The following is a 14,430-nucleotide window of genomic DNA, read 5'->3' as shown; positions in this document are numbered from 1 at the left end:
GGGCTCGCCGGGGTCGATGAGCCCGCTGGGCTCACAGGGCTCACAGGGCTCAACGGGGACCCTGCCCGGCGGCCACCCCCGCACTCGCGGGCCCGGGCACCTCGTCGAGGAGGGCCGCCACGACGGCTTCCGGCGCGGCACCGGACGCCCAGGCGGACGGCGTCAGCACGAGCCGGTGCGCGAGGGCGGGCACGGCGATGGCCTTCACGTCCTCCGGAGTGACGAACGCGCGACCGTCCAGGACCGCCATGGCGCGGGCGACCAGCAGCAACGCCTGCGAGCCGCGAGGGGAGGCCCCGACCTCCACGGCCGGGTGCGCGCGGGTGGCGACCGCGAGATCGACGCAGTAGCGCAGGATGTCCGGGTCCACCTCGACGGCCTCCACGCCCGCCTGCATGCCACGGACGGTCGCGGCGTCGACCACGGAGCGCACCTGCGCCTCCTCCCGGCGGCGGGCGACCCGGCGGGCCAGCACGTCCACCTCGGCGTCCGGGTGCGGGTAGCCGACGGACAGCCGGACCATGAACCGGTCGAGCTGGGCCTCGGGCAGCGGGTAGGTGCCCTCGTACTCGACTGGGTTCGACGTGGCCATCACGTGGAACGGGCGCTGTAGCCGGTAGCTCGTGCCCTCCACGGTCACCTGCCGTTCGGCCATCGCCTCGAGCAGCGCCGACTGCGTCTTCGGTGCGGTCCGGTTGATCTCGTCGGCGAGGAACAGCCCGGTGAAGACCGGGCCGGGGCGGAACACGAACTCCGAGGTGGTCGGGTCGTACACGAACGAGCCGGTGATGTCCGCGGGCAGCAGGTCCGGGGTGCACTGCAGACGGCGGAAGTCGAGTCCAAGGGCCGACGCGAGGCAGCGCGCGGCGAGCGTCTTGCCCAGGCCCGGCACATCCTCGAACAGCACGTGCCCGCCGGCCAGGATCGACGCGAGGGCGATCCGCAGCGGCGCCTCCATGCCGACGACCACGGTGCCGACCTCCGCCAGGACCGCCGCACCGGAACGGGCGACCTGGTCGATCGGCAGGGGGGTGGCGTCGGCGGGAGTGGCGCTCGGAGCGGTCATCGATGGGCCTTTCGTAGCGGGACTTTGGTCAGGGCGGTCAGGGTGCGGTGGACGCCGCGCAGGTCGGGGGCGGGCCGGTCCTCATCGAGCAGGAATTCGGTGACGGGCCGGCCGAGCAGGTCCTCGGCGGCGCGGACGCCCTCGGGCGTGTCGAGCCGGATGTCGCCGAGTTCGAGGGTGTCCAGGCAGACCCGGCGCAGCCGCCGCCGTCCGGAGCCGGTCAGTTCGTGCTGCTGCCCGTACAGCGACCAGGACAGGCTGGAGACGTCCCGTCGGGCACCGTCGCGGCGCCCGAACGGCAGCCGTGGCCACACGGCCTGATCTCCCAGGCCGATCACCCGGCTACCCGCAACCACGACGGCCACGCCGAGGCCGATCATGAGCGAGTGAGCGACGTCGAGCCCGATCGTGAACGCGAGGATCGGGGCCCCGGTCCCGACCACGACGGGCCAGACCCACCAGCGGCGCCGGCGTTCGTCGGGGTGGGTGCTCACCGGCTGCCCTCCTCGCGGTCGGGGCCCGGCCCGGGCCGCACCTCGGTGGCGACCGCAGCCCGCAGCGCCGTCCAACTACGGGCCAGGTCCGCGAGGCAGGTCGCAGCGGTCGCGACGTCCTCGGCGGTGACCGTTGCGCTCGAGAACCTGGCCCGGTGGTAGAGCCCGAGCAGGGTGGCGGTCGCCCGCGGGTCCGCCTCGGTCCGGTCCAGGACCCCGGCGGTGAACTCGGTGGGCGTCTGCGCGGGTTGCCGGACCACACCGGAGCCGGCCGCGGCGTCCTCGAGAGCGAGCCAGGCGGCCACGATGGCGTCCCGCGGCTCCCGGATCTGGTCGAGGTGCGCCAGCGCCGCGCTGACGCCCTGCTCGAGCACGGGCAGGTCCGGATCGACGTCGGCGACGTCACCGCCGACGAGTCTTCCCTGGGCGTCCGGTTCGTCCTCGAGGGGTCGGCGCAGGTAGGCGAGGTAACGCATGAGGAGCGCGATGATGATGACGGCGACCACGAGCCCCGCGACCAGACCGAGCCAGCTCAGGTCCGGGACCGGCAGGTCCTCGAGGAACTCGGGCAGGGTGGGCGTCTCGTCGGGTGTCGGCTGCTCCGAGGCGGGGACGGTGGGCGCCTCGCCGGTGCCGAGGTCGCCGACCTGCCACCGTTCGGTGATCTCCCACGGACCGACGGCGGTGGCCGCGAGCACCGCGAACAGGCAGATGGCCGCGACCACGGCGGTGCGCCCGGCGGCGACGATCGGCCGCCGTGGGTCTGCGGGCCGGGCGTGCCCCGGGCCCGCGTCGTCGCCGGCCCCGCGGCCGCGTGCTGCAGTCATCGTCCGAGCAGCCTACCCAGGTGTGTCCGCCATCACGTTCACCGGCGGGAGTAGGTCAGGATCCGGTACCGGAGCCCGCCGGCGCCGGTGCGCCACGGCCCGTCGTCCGTGACCTCCCACTCGGCCCCGATCGGCGGTGCGAAGGTGTCCCCGTCGACGGCCAGGTCGATCTCGGTGACGACCAGAACGTCCGCGTGCGGGAGAGCCAGCGAGTAGACCTCGCCGCCCCCGCAGATCCAGGCGTCCTCGTCGGCGACGAGGGCCAGGGCATCCCCCAGCGTGGTGGCCAGCTCGGCGCCGTCGGCCACATAGTCGGGGTCCCGGCTGAGCACCACGTTCCGCCGGCCGGGCAACGGCCGGAACCGCTCGGGCAGCGACTCCCACTGGCGGCGGCCCATGACCACGGCGTCCCCCGCCGTCGTGCTCCGGAAGTGGGCCAGGTCCTCCGGCAGCCGCCAGGGCAGGTCGTTGTCGCGGCCGATCACGCGGCCGTGGGCCTGGGCCCAGATCATCCCGAGCATGACGGCGGCCGGCTCAGACGGCGATCGGCGCTTTGATCGTGGGGTGGTGGGCGTAGCCGACCACCTCCACGTCGTCGTAGCCGTACTCGAACAGGCTCGGGGCCGCCCGCAGCTTCAGCGTCGGGAACTCGTACGGCTCCCGGGTCAACTGCTCGCGGACCTGGTCGACGTGGTTGTCGTAGATGTGGCAGTCGCCGCCGGTCCAGATGAAGTCGCCGACCTCGAGGCCGACCTGCTGGGCGACCATGTGCGTGAGCAGCGCGTAGGAGGCGATGTTGAACGGCACCCCGAGGAAGAGGTCGGCGCTGCGCTGGTACAGCTGACAGGACAGGCGCCCGTCGGCCACGTAGAACTGGAAGAACGCGTGACACGGCGCGAGCGCCATCTTGTCGAGCTCGGCGACGTTCCACGCGGACACGATGATGCGGCGGCTGTCCGGGGTCTGGCGCAGTTGGGTGAGCACGTGGGCGATCTGGTCGATGTGGCCGCCGTCGGGGGTCGGCCACGAGCGCCACTGGACGCCGTAGACGGGCCCGAGCTCGCCGTCGCCATCAGCCCACTCGTCCCAGATCCGGACGCCGTTCTCACGCAGGTAGGCCACGTTGGAGTCGCCGCGCAGGAACCAGACGAGCTCGTGCACGATCGACTTCAGGTGCACCCGCTTGGTGGTGACCAGCGGGAACCCCCGGGACAGGTCGTAGCGCAGTTGGTGACCGAACACGGAGCGGGTGCCGGTGCCGGTGCGGTCGTCCTTGGCGGCCCCGGTGGCCAGGACGTGGGCGAGCAGTTCCTCATACTGGGTGTCCGGCATGGGGTAAGTCTAGGTCGGCGCGGCCGCGACGGCGGTGCCGCGACACCCGCCGGCGCGGATCAGGGTCGGCCCCGGAGTGGACGCGTCAGGACTCGGTGCCGCTGCCCTTCGGCAACGGCTCCTTGAACAGATCGTCCTCCCCGAGCGTGACCGCGGTGCCCTCCACCTCACGGGTGAAGTGGTCCGGGGCCGGGCCGAACGACTCGCGGGTGCCCTCGATCATCGTCCGGCCCATCAGTCGACCACCGGCGAAGCCGACCACGGCGCCGACCCCGAACGGCAGCAGCCGCCCGAGCATGATCGACCCGCCCTTGGCGGCGGCCACCTTCACGACGCGCCCGCGCAGGGCCTTGTTGACGCTCTTGACGGTCGCCACCGGCAGCCGCGTGAGCAGCACCTTCGCCCAGGTGATCGAGCTCAGCCCGAGTTGCTGCTCGAACAGCTTGGGCCCCTCCTCCCCGAGGAGCGAGCTCATCAGCAGCGCCCGCCGCCGGTGTATGTCGTCGACACCGATCCCGTGCACGTCGGCCACCGCGAGGGTGAGCGCGCTCGAGGCGGCCAGGAACATCCCGACCTGACCCGCGGTGAGGGCGACCGCGGCGGTGGTGCCGACCACCGGGAACGCGGCGGCCGCACCGACGGCGGCCCCGGAGCCGCTGACCGCGAGCAGGTAGCGCTTCTCGAGGAGGGTGATGAGTTCGGCCGGGGAGGCGCTCGGGTCCTTGCGCCGCAGGCCGTCGACGTACGCGTGCACCCGCCCGGCCGGCACGGTGACGGCCGTGTCGATCAGTCGCTCCGGGATGCTCGAGCCCTGCTCGCCGGTTCGCTCGTCCTTGGCCCTGCGTGCCATCGGTCCTCCTCGTTGGTTCCTGACGTATGGCGGGTGCCGCGGCCGCCGAGTATCACCGTCGCCCGGCGGCGCGCCCGCGCTAACGGGCGTCGGTGACGCTCAGCGTGTGGGGCATTCCGGCCTCCAGTGTGCGCCCCACCGTGCAACCGCGCTCCACGGCGCGGCGCACCACCTCCTCCAGGTCCGCCCGGCCCTGCTCGTCGAGCTCGGACAGGTCGAGGACGATCTCGACCCGGCCCGAGCCGTACCGGTTCTCGTCCTCGACCTTCTCGGTCTCCACCCCGACCGAGGCGCGGAAGTCGCGTCCGAGCCGCCGGGACAGCGGCCAGTCGGCGCTCATCAGGTTGCACGCCGCGAGCGAGATCTTCAGCAGCTCACCGGGGGAGAACACCCCTTCGGCGTCATCGGGTCCGATCAGGACCTGTGCGCCGCGGGCGTTGTGGCCGGTGTAGGTCCGCTTGCCGGTGCGGTCGGCCCAGAGGGCGCCCGGGGAGGTGGCTTCCATGCCCCGATCGTGCCACGTCGGAGCCGTGACCCGCGTGGGGTGGATCCTCAGGCGGTGGCGACCACGCCCTCCCCGCCCTCCCAGGCGGCCACCAGAGCGGGGGATCCGGTCTCGACGACACCGGGCTCGCGGAGCAGACGCACGGTCAGTCCCTCCGGTGACGCGGCGGGATCCCACACGGTCAGGCGCACCGTCGGCGGGCGCGTCTCGACGAGGGTGTCGCCCACCCAGACCTCGAGGGCCGCCTGATGCTGGCGTCCGGCGAGGGCACGCCGGTACACCGCCAGCGCCACCGGGTCGCCCTGGCCGTCGTAGACCCAGCGGCGGCCGAGGACCGAGTGCTCCATGGTGGCGATCAGATGCTGCTCCGCCCCCGCCAGCGGTGCGGCCCGATAGGTCAGCACGGCTTGGCGGACGGGGCCGCCCCGGGTGATCAGCAACGCCTCGACGCCGACCTCACCGTCGGGGTCGTCGAAGCGGTAGTTGCCCACCTGGCGCAGCCTCCCGGCCCCGTCGAGCCCCCCGGACGCCGGCGTGTCCAGCCAGGTCTCGAGCAGTTCCAGCTTGGTCGGCGTGAGGGTTGCCCGGTGCAGGATGGCCATGACGGGAGCCTATCGACCCGGCGCCCGCGGGCATCAGGTGGCCCCGACGTCCCGGTCGGCGAGCAGCCGCTGGTAGCGGACCCGGTGGGCGGCGACGTCGGCCATCTTGACCGCCATGTCGTCGATGAAGTCGACCCGGTACACCGCGTCGGTGAGCACCGAGATCGCGTAGTACAACCCCGTGAACGTGGCCATGGCCACCGACACCCTGATCAGGGTCTGGCTGAGCACCAGCGTGTCACCGAACAGGTTCACCTCCTCGCGCCAGCTGCCGCCGTCGATCGCCCACTCGGCCATCAGGCCCGGGGTGATCGTGAGGACGCCGAGGGCCAGGAAGAACACCCCGACGCCGAGACTCACCACGATCACCTGGAGCAGCTGGTTCGCGCCGACCATGGCCGCGAAGTTCACCCGCTGCGGACGCGTCAACGATGGCAGGTCCGCAGCCTCCGGGACCTCCTGCTCGGCCCGCTCGAGGATCTCCGCCGTTTCCCGGGACAGCCGGACCCGCAGGATGAGCACGATCAATGCCACGAAGAACGCGCCGAGGATCAGGTCCGAGGCGCCCGGGGTGTGGTCGAACACCTGCCACACCTCGGTGGTGTAGAAGAGCGCGATCGAGAAGATCAGCAGCAACGGCAGGAACCGGATCAGCCGCAGCAGGGAGTCGCCAAGCTCCTTGCCGACCCGGGACAGGCCCCACCACAGCGTCGCGGCCAGTCCGTAGCCGACCACCCCGCGCACGATGACCAGGAGCACCACGTTGCCGACCGCCACCGAGATCCCGGTGATCCATTGCGCCCCGAAGACCGCGGGCAGCAGCGCCGGTGCGAGCACGAAGAACACCAACTCGGGGGTACCGACGTCCTGGGGCAGGGTCGACCACGGCCGGCCCCGCAGCACGTTCAGGCCGGCGTACCCCGCGAACAGCAGCGCGATCGCCCCGACCAGGACGGCCAGGTTCACCCACCAGGCCCAGTCGAGCCGCACCGCGGCGAACACCTCGAGCAGCATCACCACCACGAGGAACGGTGCCGCCCGGCCGTACACGTCACGGCGGGACGAGTGTCCGTGCACGAGCAGCGGCAGGCCGTACCGGCGGAACGTGCGCTCGCACGCCGCGATGTCCGCCGTGGCCGCCCGGGTCCGCGCCGGCGACCGCTCGGATGTCTGCCCCGATGTCATGCAGGCAGGGTACTTGCGGCCTACCGTGGGTCGATGGGCACCGCGCTGATCATCGGAGGCAACGGACAGATCGGTGTCCCGACGGCCCTCGCGCTCGCCGCGGACGGCTGGCAGGTGCGGGTCCTGCACCGGGGCAGCCGCCCGCTCGAGCCGGACCTCGCCGAGGCCGGCGTGCACGAGGTCCGCGGCGACCGGGCCGACGAGGCGGTGCTGGCCGCCGCCGTCGGCGACGGCGTCGACCTGCTCGTGGACTGCGTGGCCTTCGACTCGACGCACGCCGAGCAGGTGCTGCGCCACCGCGCCGGCCTGGGCTCCGCCGTCGTGATCTCCTCCATGGCCGTCTACGCCGACGCTGACGGGCGGTTGCTGGGCGGGCCGGAGTTCCCGCACCTTCCGGTCGGGGTGCGCGAGGACGGCCCGACGGCGCAACCCGGCCGGGGTGGGTACGCGGAGGGGAAGGTGGAGCTCGAGCAGGCGTGGCTCGCCGCGGACGTCCCGGCCACGGTGCTGCGCCCGGGCGCGATCCACGGCGCCTTCGCGCAGAACCCGCGAGAGTGGTTCGCGCTCAAGCGGGTCCTCGACGGCCGGACCGACGTGGTGCTCGCGCACGAGGGTCGGTCCCGGTTCCACCCGAGCGCGGTGGAGAACATCGCCGAGTTGATCCGTCTCGCGGGCGCTCGGCCTGGCCGGCGGGTCCTGAACGCGGGGGACCCGGTGGTGCCCACCAGCGCGGAGATCGTCACGGCGGTGTACGCGGCCCGCGCCCGCGAGGTCACCGTGCACCCGCTGCCCGGTGAGCCCGTGGGCAACCTCGGCCTCAACCCCTGGGGGGTGCCCGGGCCGTTCGTGGTGGACATGTCCGGCGCCGCCACGGAACTCGGCTACCGCCCGGTCGTCGACTACGTGTCCTCGCTGGGGCCGTACCTGGACTGGGTCGAGCGCGCGAGCGCCGGGCGGGACTGGCGCGAGGTGTTCGGGGACTTCGCGGCCAGTGGGGCGGACCTGTTCGACTACGCGGCCGAGGACGCCTGGTTGGCCGCACGCAGGTAGGTTCGTACCTGTCGGCGCGGCGCCATGGCCGAGCCGACCCCGGCCCGCCCCGGCCATCCCGGGGCCTGCTCTCGAGGAGATACGTCGTGACGAGTGTGTTGTTCATCGGTGGGAACGGACAGATCAGCGCGGCCAGTGTGGAACTCGCCCGCTCGCGCGGGATGGCCGTGACCGTGCTGAACCGTGGGACCACGCACACCCGGGCGCTTCCCGAGGACGTCGAGGTGCTGCACGCGGACGCCCACGACACCGCCGCGCTCGGCGCGGCGCTCGCCGGGCGGGAGTTCGACGCGGTGGCCCAGTTCCGCTCGTTCACCCCGGAGCACGCACGCGCGGACGTCGAGTTCTTCGCCGGGCGCACCGGCCAGTTCGTCTACATCAGTTCCGCCTCGGCCTACCAGACGCCGCCGGCGGTGCTTCCGGTCACCGAGGAGACACCGCTGGAGAACCCGTACTGGCAGTACTCCCGGGACAAGGCGGCGAGCGAGGAGATCCTCCTGGCCGCGCACGCCGACCGGGGCTTCCCGGTGACCGTGGTGCGGCCCTCGGCCACCTACGACCGAACCCGGATCCCCACGTCGGGGGGCTGGACCGACGCCGCCCGGATGTTGCGTGGCGCTCCCGTGGTCGTGGTCGGCGACGGCACCACGCAGTGGACGCTCACCCATGCCCGGGACTTCGCCGTCGGGTTCGTCGGCCTGCTCGGACGGTCGGACGCGGTCGGTGAGGCATTCCACATCACCTCGGACTTCGCGCCCACCTGGAACGAGATCTTCACGATCCTGGCCGAGGCCCTCGACGTGGAGGCGAACCTGCTGCACGTGCCGGCGCTCGAGATCGCCGCCGTCGATGCCGACTTCGGGGCCGGCATGCTCGGCGACAAGGCGAACTCCTTCGTCTTGGACAACAGCAAGATCCGCTCCTTCGTGCCGGACTTCGCGCCGACCACCACGGTGGAACAGGGCTTCGCCGAGTCCGTGGCCTGGCACCTCGAGCAGGGCAGCGGACCGACCGGCGACCCGAGACTCGAGGCGATGTTCGACGAGATCGTCGCCCGGCACTGATGCGACACCCCGCCCGCGACATGACGTCCTGGGGCCGGACCGCGCAAGATGGGAGCATGACCGTCCCGACCGACCCCATCCCGGAACCGGCCCCACGAACGCCTCCGGCGCCCCCCGTGCCGGCCGCCGCGGCCGGTCGGCTGCCCACGGTCGAGGACCTCGTCGAGGAGGCGGTGGGGCTCGCTCACCGCTGGGCGAGTGCGACCCATGCGGGAGAGAGCGGCGCCGAGCGTCGCGCCACCGCACGCCTCGCGGCGCTCGTGGCGGACCCGGCCGGCCTCGACCTGGCGGTCCGGTTCGTGGATAAGGTGGCCCGCCCGGAGGACCTGAAGGTCGCGGCCGACGAACTGGGCCGGATCCGTGCCGACGCCGCCGGTGGCTTCCTGTCCGCGGCGGACCGGGGGCTCCTCGGGCTCGGTTCCGCGGTGGCCGGACTGGCCCCCGGGGTGGTGGTCCCGCTCGCCCGGCAACGGCTGCGGCACCTCGTCGGGCACCTGGTGGTCGATGCCAACGACCCCGCCCTCGGAGCCCACCTGGCGAAGGCGCGGGCGGAGGGCTACCGGCTGAACGTGAACCTGCTCGGGGAGCACGTCCACGGCGAGATGGAGGCCCTTCGCCGCGCCGAGCGAACCCGGGAACTGCTCGAACGCCCGGACGTCGACTACATCTCGATCAAGGTCTCCGCGCTCGTCTCCCAGATCAGCACATGGGACACGGTCGGCACCACCAAGCGAGTGCTCGAGCGGCTCCGGCCGCTGTACCGGGTCGCCGCCGCGAAGACCCCGGCCGCGTTCGTGAACCTGGACATGGAGGAGTACCGCGATCTCGACCTCACCCTCGAGGTGTTCGAGGAGATCTGCCTCGAGCCGGAGTTCCTCGGGCTCGAGGCCGGCATCGCGCTCCAGGCCTACCTGCCCGACTCCGCGCGGGCCCTACGCCGGCTGATCGCGTTCGCACGGCGTCGGCGTGACCTCGGCGGCGCACCCGTGAAGGTCCGACTCGTCAAGGGTGCGAACCTGGCGATGGAGCGGGTCGAGGCCGAGTTGCACGGCTGGACCCAGGCGCCGTACCCGACGAAGGCCGACGTGGACGCGAACTACGTGCGGGCCCTCGACGAGGTGCTGCGCCCGGAACACCTCGGCGCACTGCGCCTCGGGGTGGCCTCGCACAACCTGTTCGACGTCGCCCTGGCACACCTGCTCGCCGCCCACCGCGGCGCGCCCGGGATGCTCGACGTCGAGATGCTCCAGGGCATGGCACCCGCCCAGGCCCGGGCGGTGGCCGCCGACCTGCGCGAGGGCGGCCCGCTCATCCTGTACACCCCGGTGGTCGCCCCGGCCGACTTCGACGTGGCCGTGTCCTACCTGGTACGCCGCCTCGAGGAGAACGCCGCCCCGGAGAACTTCCTGCACGCACTCTTCGCGGGTGGCCACCACGACGGCCCGGACCAACAGGCCGTGATGGCCGAGCAGGAGGCACGGTTCCGGGCGAGCGTCGCGGACCGTGGCACGGTCTCCGACCAGCCGCGGCGCACCCGGGAGCGTCGGCCCGCGGGTGCCGGCTTCGCGAACACCACCGACTCCGACCCGGCCGTGGCGAGCAGCCGGGACTGGGCCATGACCGCCCTCGAGGCCGCACCCCGCGAGCTCACCTCACCGGAGCTGACGAGCATCGCCCAGGTGGACGACGTCGTCACCCGGGCCCGGCGGGCGGGCGCCACCTGGGCGGGACTACCGGCTGCCGAACGGGCGGCCGTGCTGCGCACCGCCGCCGACGCCATCGAGGCGCGCCGGGGGGACCTCCTGACGCAGATGGCCCACGAGGGCGGCAAGACCGTGGCCGAGGCCGACCCGGAGGTCTCCGAGGCGGTCGACTTCGCCCGCTACTACGCGGACTCCGCCCTCGAACTCGAGGCGCTTTCCGGGGCCGAGGGCCTGGCCTTCACCCCGACCGGTCTGGTGCTGGTGACCCCGCCCTGGAACTTCCCGGTCGCGATCCCCGCCGGTGGCGTGCTGGCCGCGCTCGCCGCCGGGTCGCCGGCCATCATCAAGCCGGCCCCCGCGGTGCCAGGCTGCACCGAGGTGATCGTGGAGGCGATCCACGCAGCCCTGGTCGACCACGGGTACGACCGCGACGTGCTCGGCGTGGTGCGGGTCGCCGAGGACGAGGTCGGTCGGCACCTGGTCGCACACCCGCAGGTCGAGACCGTCATCCTGACCGGGGCCTGGGAGACCGCCCGGATGTTCACGCAGTGGCGAGCGGACCACGACGGCGGACCCGGGGTGTTCGCGGAGACCAGCGGCAAGAACGCGCTGATCGTCACCCCGAGCGCGGACTACGACCTGGCCGTCGCGGACGTGGTCCGGAGCGCGTTCGGGCACGCCGGCCAGAAGTGCTCGGCCGCCTCGCTCGTCATCCTGGTCGGCTCGGTGGCCGGTTCGGAACGGTTCCGACGGCACCTCATCGACGCCGTGGCCTCGATGCGGGTCGGCTGGCCTGAGGAGCTCGGCACCACCATGGGTCCGATCATCGAGCCGGCACAGGGCAAACTGCTGGACGCGCTCACCCGTCTCGAACCGGGCGAGACCTGGATGGTCCAGCCGCGCCAGTTGGACCCCTCCGGCCGGCTCTGGTCGCCCGGGGTCAAGGAGGGTGTCTGGCCGGGCTCCCCGTTCCACCTCACCGAGTACTTCGGACCGGTCCTCGGCGTCATGACCGCCAGGACCCTCGACGAGGCGATCGAGCTCGCGAACGCGGTGCCGTACGGCCTCACCGGCGGACTGCACAGCCTCGACGAGGACGAGATCGCCCGGTGGGAGAGCCGGATCGAGGTCGGCAACGGCTACGTCAACCGGCACACGACCGGCGCCATCGTGCGCCGTCAGTCCTTCGGGGGCTGGAAGCGGTCCACCGTCGGGCCCGGGGCCAAGGCCGGCGGCCCGAACTACGTGGCCCAGCTGGGCAGCTGGATCCAGGAACACCGACCCGAGGGGTCCGGGACACCGGGCACCCGGGTACGGACGATGGCCCGGACCCTCTCCGCGCTCACCACCGATCCCGGTGAGAGCGAGTGGCTCGAGGTGTCGATGGGATCCGACGCGGCCGCCCGCGACGACGTGTTCCGGGCCGAGGCCGACCCGTCCGCGCTGCGCAGCGAGTCCAACGTGTTCCGGTACCGTCCGATCCCGTACCTGACCATCCGCGCCCAGGCACGCACGCTCCCGATCGAGGTGGCGCGGGTCGCGCTCGCCGCCGAGTGCGCCGGGGTTCCGGTCAGCGTCAGTCTGGCGCCGGACGTCGCGGCCGCCGCGAACACCGCCGCCGGGACCGGCACGGACCAGGCCCGGGCGATCGGATACATGGGCTGGCGCACCGAGTCGGCGCAGGAGTTCGCCGACCGGATCGCGGCCGGGGACGTACGCGGCCGGGTCAGGGTGATCGGCCGGCCCGACGACCTCTGGTCCGCCACCGCCGCGCCGGAAGCCGACGTCACCCTGCTCACCGGGGAGGTGCTCGCGTCCGGGCGGCGGGAGATGCTCGCCGTGCTGCGCGAACAGGCGATCAGCAGCACCCGGCACCGGTTCGGGCACCTGCCCCCGGCTCGGCGCGAACCCGAGGATCCTGCTCGCCCGGCTCCGGCCACGCCGGGCCCCTGAGTAGTCGGCCCGGAGTAATCGGCCCGCGACTACGCCTCGCCGGCGTCCGGGAGCAGGCCCGCGCCGCGGGCCTCGTCCCAGCCCATCCGGTAGACGGTCCCGCGGTCCCACGGCAGCGCCCACCCCAACTGGTCGAAGACGTGGTCGAGCAGGTTCCCGGTGAAGCCCCACACCCACCCGGTCGGGCGGCGGAACCCGTGACTGTCGAAGCCGCCCATCCGCACGGTCGCCCGGGCCGCCGGGTCGAGTAGTTCGGCCACCGGGACCCGAAGCGTGTGCAGCACCTCTCCGGGTTCCACCTCGTCGCCCGCGTGGGCGGTCTCCGACCAGGCCAGGACGGGCGTGACCACGAACTCGCTCAGCGGCACCAGGACCGGCGGGATCGGCCCGAGGACCTCCACCTGGTCGGGACTGATCCCGGTCTCCTCGTGCGCCTCGCGCACGGCGGCGGCGACCGCGTCCTCACCGGGCTCGAGCCGTCCACCCGGGAGCGCGATCTGCCCCGGATGGTGCCGCAGCAACGGGGACCGCTGGACCAGGAACAGGTCCAGACCCTGACCCGAGTTCGAGTCCGCGCCCGAGCCGGGGGACGCCGTCGGGGTGAATAGCAACAGCACCCCGGACCGCCGGAAACCCTTGGCGGCCTCCCGCGAGTAGGCGTGTGCCCCGCCGAGCGGCTCGAAGCGCCCCGCGGCGGCCCTGGCCGCGAGATCGGTGAGTCCGGCGCGAGAGGGGTGCACATCCGCAGCCTACGGGCCCTCCACGTGGGCGCCGGGGTATGCCACGATGGCACCGGACCGGGGACGAATCGATTGCTGGGGGCCGAGTGGCGCACGAGCGCGGTAGCACGACGAGTCAACGGGTGCTCGAGGTCGAGGCGGTGGTGCGCAGGTTCGGTGACCTCACCGCCGTCGACGGCATCTCCTTCGAGATCGCACCGGGCGAGACCTACGGTCTGCTCGGGCCCAACGGTGCCGGCAAGACCACGACGATCTCGATGATCGCCGGGCTGCTCGCCGCCGACTCCGGAGCGGTCCGAGTCCTCGGTGAGCAGATGGGGCCGTCTCGGGTCGCCGGGAAACGGCACATCGGGCTCGTGCCCCAGGACCTGGCCATCTACCCCGAGCTCAAGGGCCGGGAGAACATGAACTTCTTCGGCCGGCTGCAGGGCCTGGGCGGCAAGGAACTCGCCACCCGCGTCGACGAGGTCCTCGATCTGGTGGGGCTGACCGACCGAGCCGGTGACCCGGCCAAGGAGTACTCCGGCGGTATGAAGCGCCGCCTGAACATCGGGATCGGACTGCTGCACCGACCGACCCTGCTCATCCTCGACGAGCCGACCGTCGGCGTCGACCCACAGTCGCGCAACGCGATCCTGGAGTCGGTGGAAGCGTTGTCGGGCGAGGGAATGGCGGTGCTGTACACGACCCATTACATGGAGGAGGCCGAGCGGCTCTGCGACCGCATCGGCATCGTCGACTCGGGTCAACTGCAGGCCGAGGGCACCCGGGACGAACTGATCCGGCTCATCGGAGGGCTGGACCGGGTCCGGCTGGACGGTTCCGGTGACCTCGCCGCGGCCGCCGACGCCCTGGGTGGCCTGGCCGCCGTCGAGCAGGTCGACGCCGACCGGACCGGACTCTCCCTCGCCGTCCGCGACGCGCCCACCGCCGTCGCCGAACTCGTCACCCGAGCCACCGCGGCGGGCGTGACGCTGGCCGACGTCGAGATCACCCGCCCGAACCTCGAGCAGGTCTTCCTGCACCTGACCGGCAAAGCGCTGCGGGACTGATCCGATG

General features: G+C 72.8%; 14 protein-coding genes. 4 read left to right on the top strand and 10 right to left on the bottom strand.

Annotated features, from left to right (window positions below; translation table 11 throughout):
* Window positions 1-49: 49 nt before the first annotated feature.
* From EXU48_RS04720 to EXU48_RS04680, 9 genes are all read right to left on the bottom strand, one after another.
* On the bottom strand, window positions 50-1,066 hold the full coding sequence (locus EXU48_RS04720) for an AAA family ATPase (RefSeq protein ID WP_133106422.1): 1,017 nt from the start codon (window positions 1,064-1,066) through the stop codon (window positions 50-52).
* Complete coding sequence (locus EXU48_RS04715) at window positions 1,063-1,560, bottom strand: hypothetical protein (RefSeq protein WP_133106421.1); 498 nt, start codon at window positions 1,558-1,560, stop codon at window positions 1,063-1,065. Before EXU48_RS04715 ends, EXU48_RS04720 begins: the two co-directional genes overlap by 4 nt.
* Window positions 1,557-2,387, bottom strand: a complete 831-nt coding sequence (locus EXU48_RS04710) for a DUF4129 domain-containing protein (RefSeq protein ID WP_133106420.1) — start codon at window positions 2,385-2,387, stop codon at window positions 1,557-1,559. Before EXU48_RS04710 ends, EXU48_RS04715 begins: the two co-directional genes overlap by 4 nt.
* A gap of 38 nt (window positions 2,388-2,425) precedes the next feature.
* Window positions 2,426-2,899 (bottom strand): dihydrofolate reductase, encoded by a 474-nt coding sequence (locus EXU48_RS04705; RefSeq protein WP_328591618.1) that lies wholly within the window; start codon window positions 2,897-2,899, stop codon window positions 2,426-2,428.
* A 22-nt stretch (window positions 2,900-2,921) separates the two neighbouring features.
* The gene (locus tag EXU48_RS04700; protein ID WP_133106418.1) at window positions 2,922-3,719 is read right to left on the bottom strand and encodes a thymidylate synthase; all 798 of its coding nucleotides are present in this window, start codon (window positions 3,717-3,719) and stop codon (window positions 2,922-2,924) included.
* A gap of 85 nt (window positions 3,720-3,804) precedes the next feature.
* Window positions 3,805-4,569 (bottom strand): hypothetical protein, encoded by a 765-nt coding sequence (locus EXU48_RS04695; protein WP_133106417.1) that lies wholly within the window; start codon window positions 4,567-4,569, stop codon window positions 3,805-3,807.
* Window positions 4,570-4,648: 79 nt separating this feature from the next.
* Entirely contained in the window at window positions 4,649-5,074 is a 426-nt protein-coding gene (locus EXU48_RS04690) for an OsmC family protein (protein ID WP_133106416.1), read from the bottom strand.
* A gap of 47 nt (window positions 5,075-5,121) precedes the next feature.
* The gene (locus EXU48_RS04685; protein WP_133106415.1) at window positions 5,122-5,676 is read right to left on the bottom strand and encodes a maltokinase N-terminal cap-like domain-containing protein; all 555 of its coding nucleotides are present in this window, start codon (window positions 5,674-5,676) and stop codon (window positions 5,122-5,124) included.
* A gap of 33 nt (window positions 5,677-5,709) precedes the next feature.
* Window positions 5,710-6,861 carry a hypothetical protein gene (locus tag EXU48_RS04680; RefSeq protein WP_133106414.1) on the bottom strand — a complete coding sequence of 384 codons (1,152 nt, stop codon included), beginning with the start codon at window positions 6,859-6,861 and terminating at the stop codon, window positions 5,710-5,712.
* Window positions 6,862-6,894: 33 nt separating this feature from the next.
* On the opposite strand from EXU48_RS04680, the gene EXU48_RS04675 reads away from it, so the two are divergent.
* The 3 genes from EXU48_RS04675 to EXU48_RS04665 all read left to right on the top strand — a co-directional run bounded on the left by EXU48_RS04675 (window position 6,895) and on the right by EXU48_RS04665 (window position 12,631).
* Complete coding sequence (locus EXU48_RS04675; protein WP_207947625.1) at window positions 6,895-7,911, top strand: NAD-dependent epimerase/dehydratase family protein; 1,017 nt, start codon at window positions 6,895-6,897, stop codon at window positions 7,909-7,911.
* A gap of 86 nt (window positions 7,912-7,997) precedes the next feature.
* Window positions 7,998-8,975, top strand: a complete 978-nt coding sequence (locus EXU48_RS04670) for an NAD-dependent epimerase/dehydratase family protein (protein ID WP_133106413.1) — start codon at window positions 7,998-8,000, stop codon at window positions 8,973-8,975.
* Window positions 8,976-9,031: 56 nt separating this feature from the next.
* Window positions 9,032-12,631, top strand: a complete 3,600-nt coding sequence (locus EXU48_RS04665) for a bifunctional proline dehydrogenase/L-glutamate gamma-semialdehyde dehydrogenase (protein ID WP_133106412.1) — start codon at window positions 9,032-9,034, stop codon at window positions 12,629-12,631.
* A 29-nt stretch (window positions 12,632-12,660) separates the two neighbouring features.
* On the opposite strand, the gene EXU48_RS04660 is transcribed toward EXU48_RS04665, so the two are convergent.
* Window positions 12,661-13,371, bottom strand: a complete 711-nt coding sequence (locus EXU48_RS04660; protein ID WP_133106411.1) for an NUDIX hydrolase — start codon at window positions 13,369-13,371, stop codon at window positions 12,661-12,663.
* Window positions 13,372-13,493: 122 nt separating this feature from the next.
* Here EXU48_RS04660 and EXU48_RS04655 point away from each other — a divergent pair, with 122 nt between their 5' ends.
* Window positions 13,494-14,423, top strand: a complete 930-nt coding sequence (locus tag EXU48_RS04655; RefSeq protein WP_235856830.1) for an ABC transporter ATP-binding protein — start codon at window positions 13,494-13,496, stop codon at window positions 14,421-14,423.
* Window positions 14,424-14,430 lie beyond the last annotated feature (7 nt).

The organism is Occultella glacieicola (genome assembly GCF_004353825.1).
Classification (GTDB): Bacteria; Actinomycetota; Actinomycetes; order Actinomycetales; family Beutenbergiaceae; genus Occultella; species Occultella glacieicola.
Note: the sequence above shows the minus strand (reverse complement) of the source record. Positions and strands in the feature narration are given on the sequence as shown.

Bases quoted from the DNA above. Each gene is read 5' to 3' on its own strand.
- EXU48_RS04690 (WP_133106416.1), bottom strand. From the start codon at position 5,074: ATGGAAGCCACCTCCCCGGGCGCCCTCTGGGCCGACCGCACCGGCAAG.
- EXU48_RS04720 (WP_133106422.1), bottom strand. From the start codon at position 1,066: ATGACCGCTCCGAGCGCCACTCCCGCCGACGCCACCCCCCTGCCGATC.
- EXU48_RS04705 (WP_328591618.1), bottom strand. From the start codon at position 2,899: ATGATCTGGGCCCAGGCCCACGGCCGCGTGATCGGCCGCGACAACGAC.
- EXU48_RS04675 (WP_207947625.1), top strand. From the start codon at position 6,895: ATGGGCACCGCGCTGATCATCGGAGGCAACGGACAGATCGGTGTCCCG.
- EXU48_RS04665 (WP_133106412.1), top strand. From the start codon at position 9,032: ATGACCGTCCCGACCGACCCCATCCCGGAACCGGCCCCACGAACGCCT.
- EXU48_RS04695 (WP_133106417.1), bottom strand. From the start codon at position 4,569: ATGGCACGCAGGGCCAAGGACGAGCGAACCGGCGAGCAGGGCTCGAGC.
- EXU48_RS04685 (WP_133106415.1), bottom strand. From the start codon at position 5,676: ATGGCCATCCTGCACCGGGCAACCCTCACGCCGACCAAGCTGGAACTG.
- EXU48_RS04700 (WP_133106418.1), bottom strand. From the start codon at position 3,719: ATGCCGGACACCCAGTATGAGGAACTGCTCGCCCACGTCCTGGCCACC.
- EXU48_RS04710 (WP_133106420.1), bottom strand. From the start codon at position 2,387: ATGACTGCAGCACGCGGCCGCGGGGCCGGCGACGACGCGGGCCCGGGG.
- EXU48_RS04680 (WP_133106414.1), bottom strand. From the start codon at position 6,861: ATGACATCGGGGCAGACATCCGAGCGGTCGCCGGCGCGGACCCGGGCG.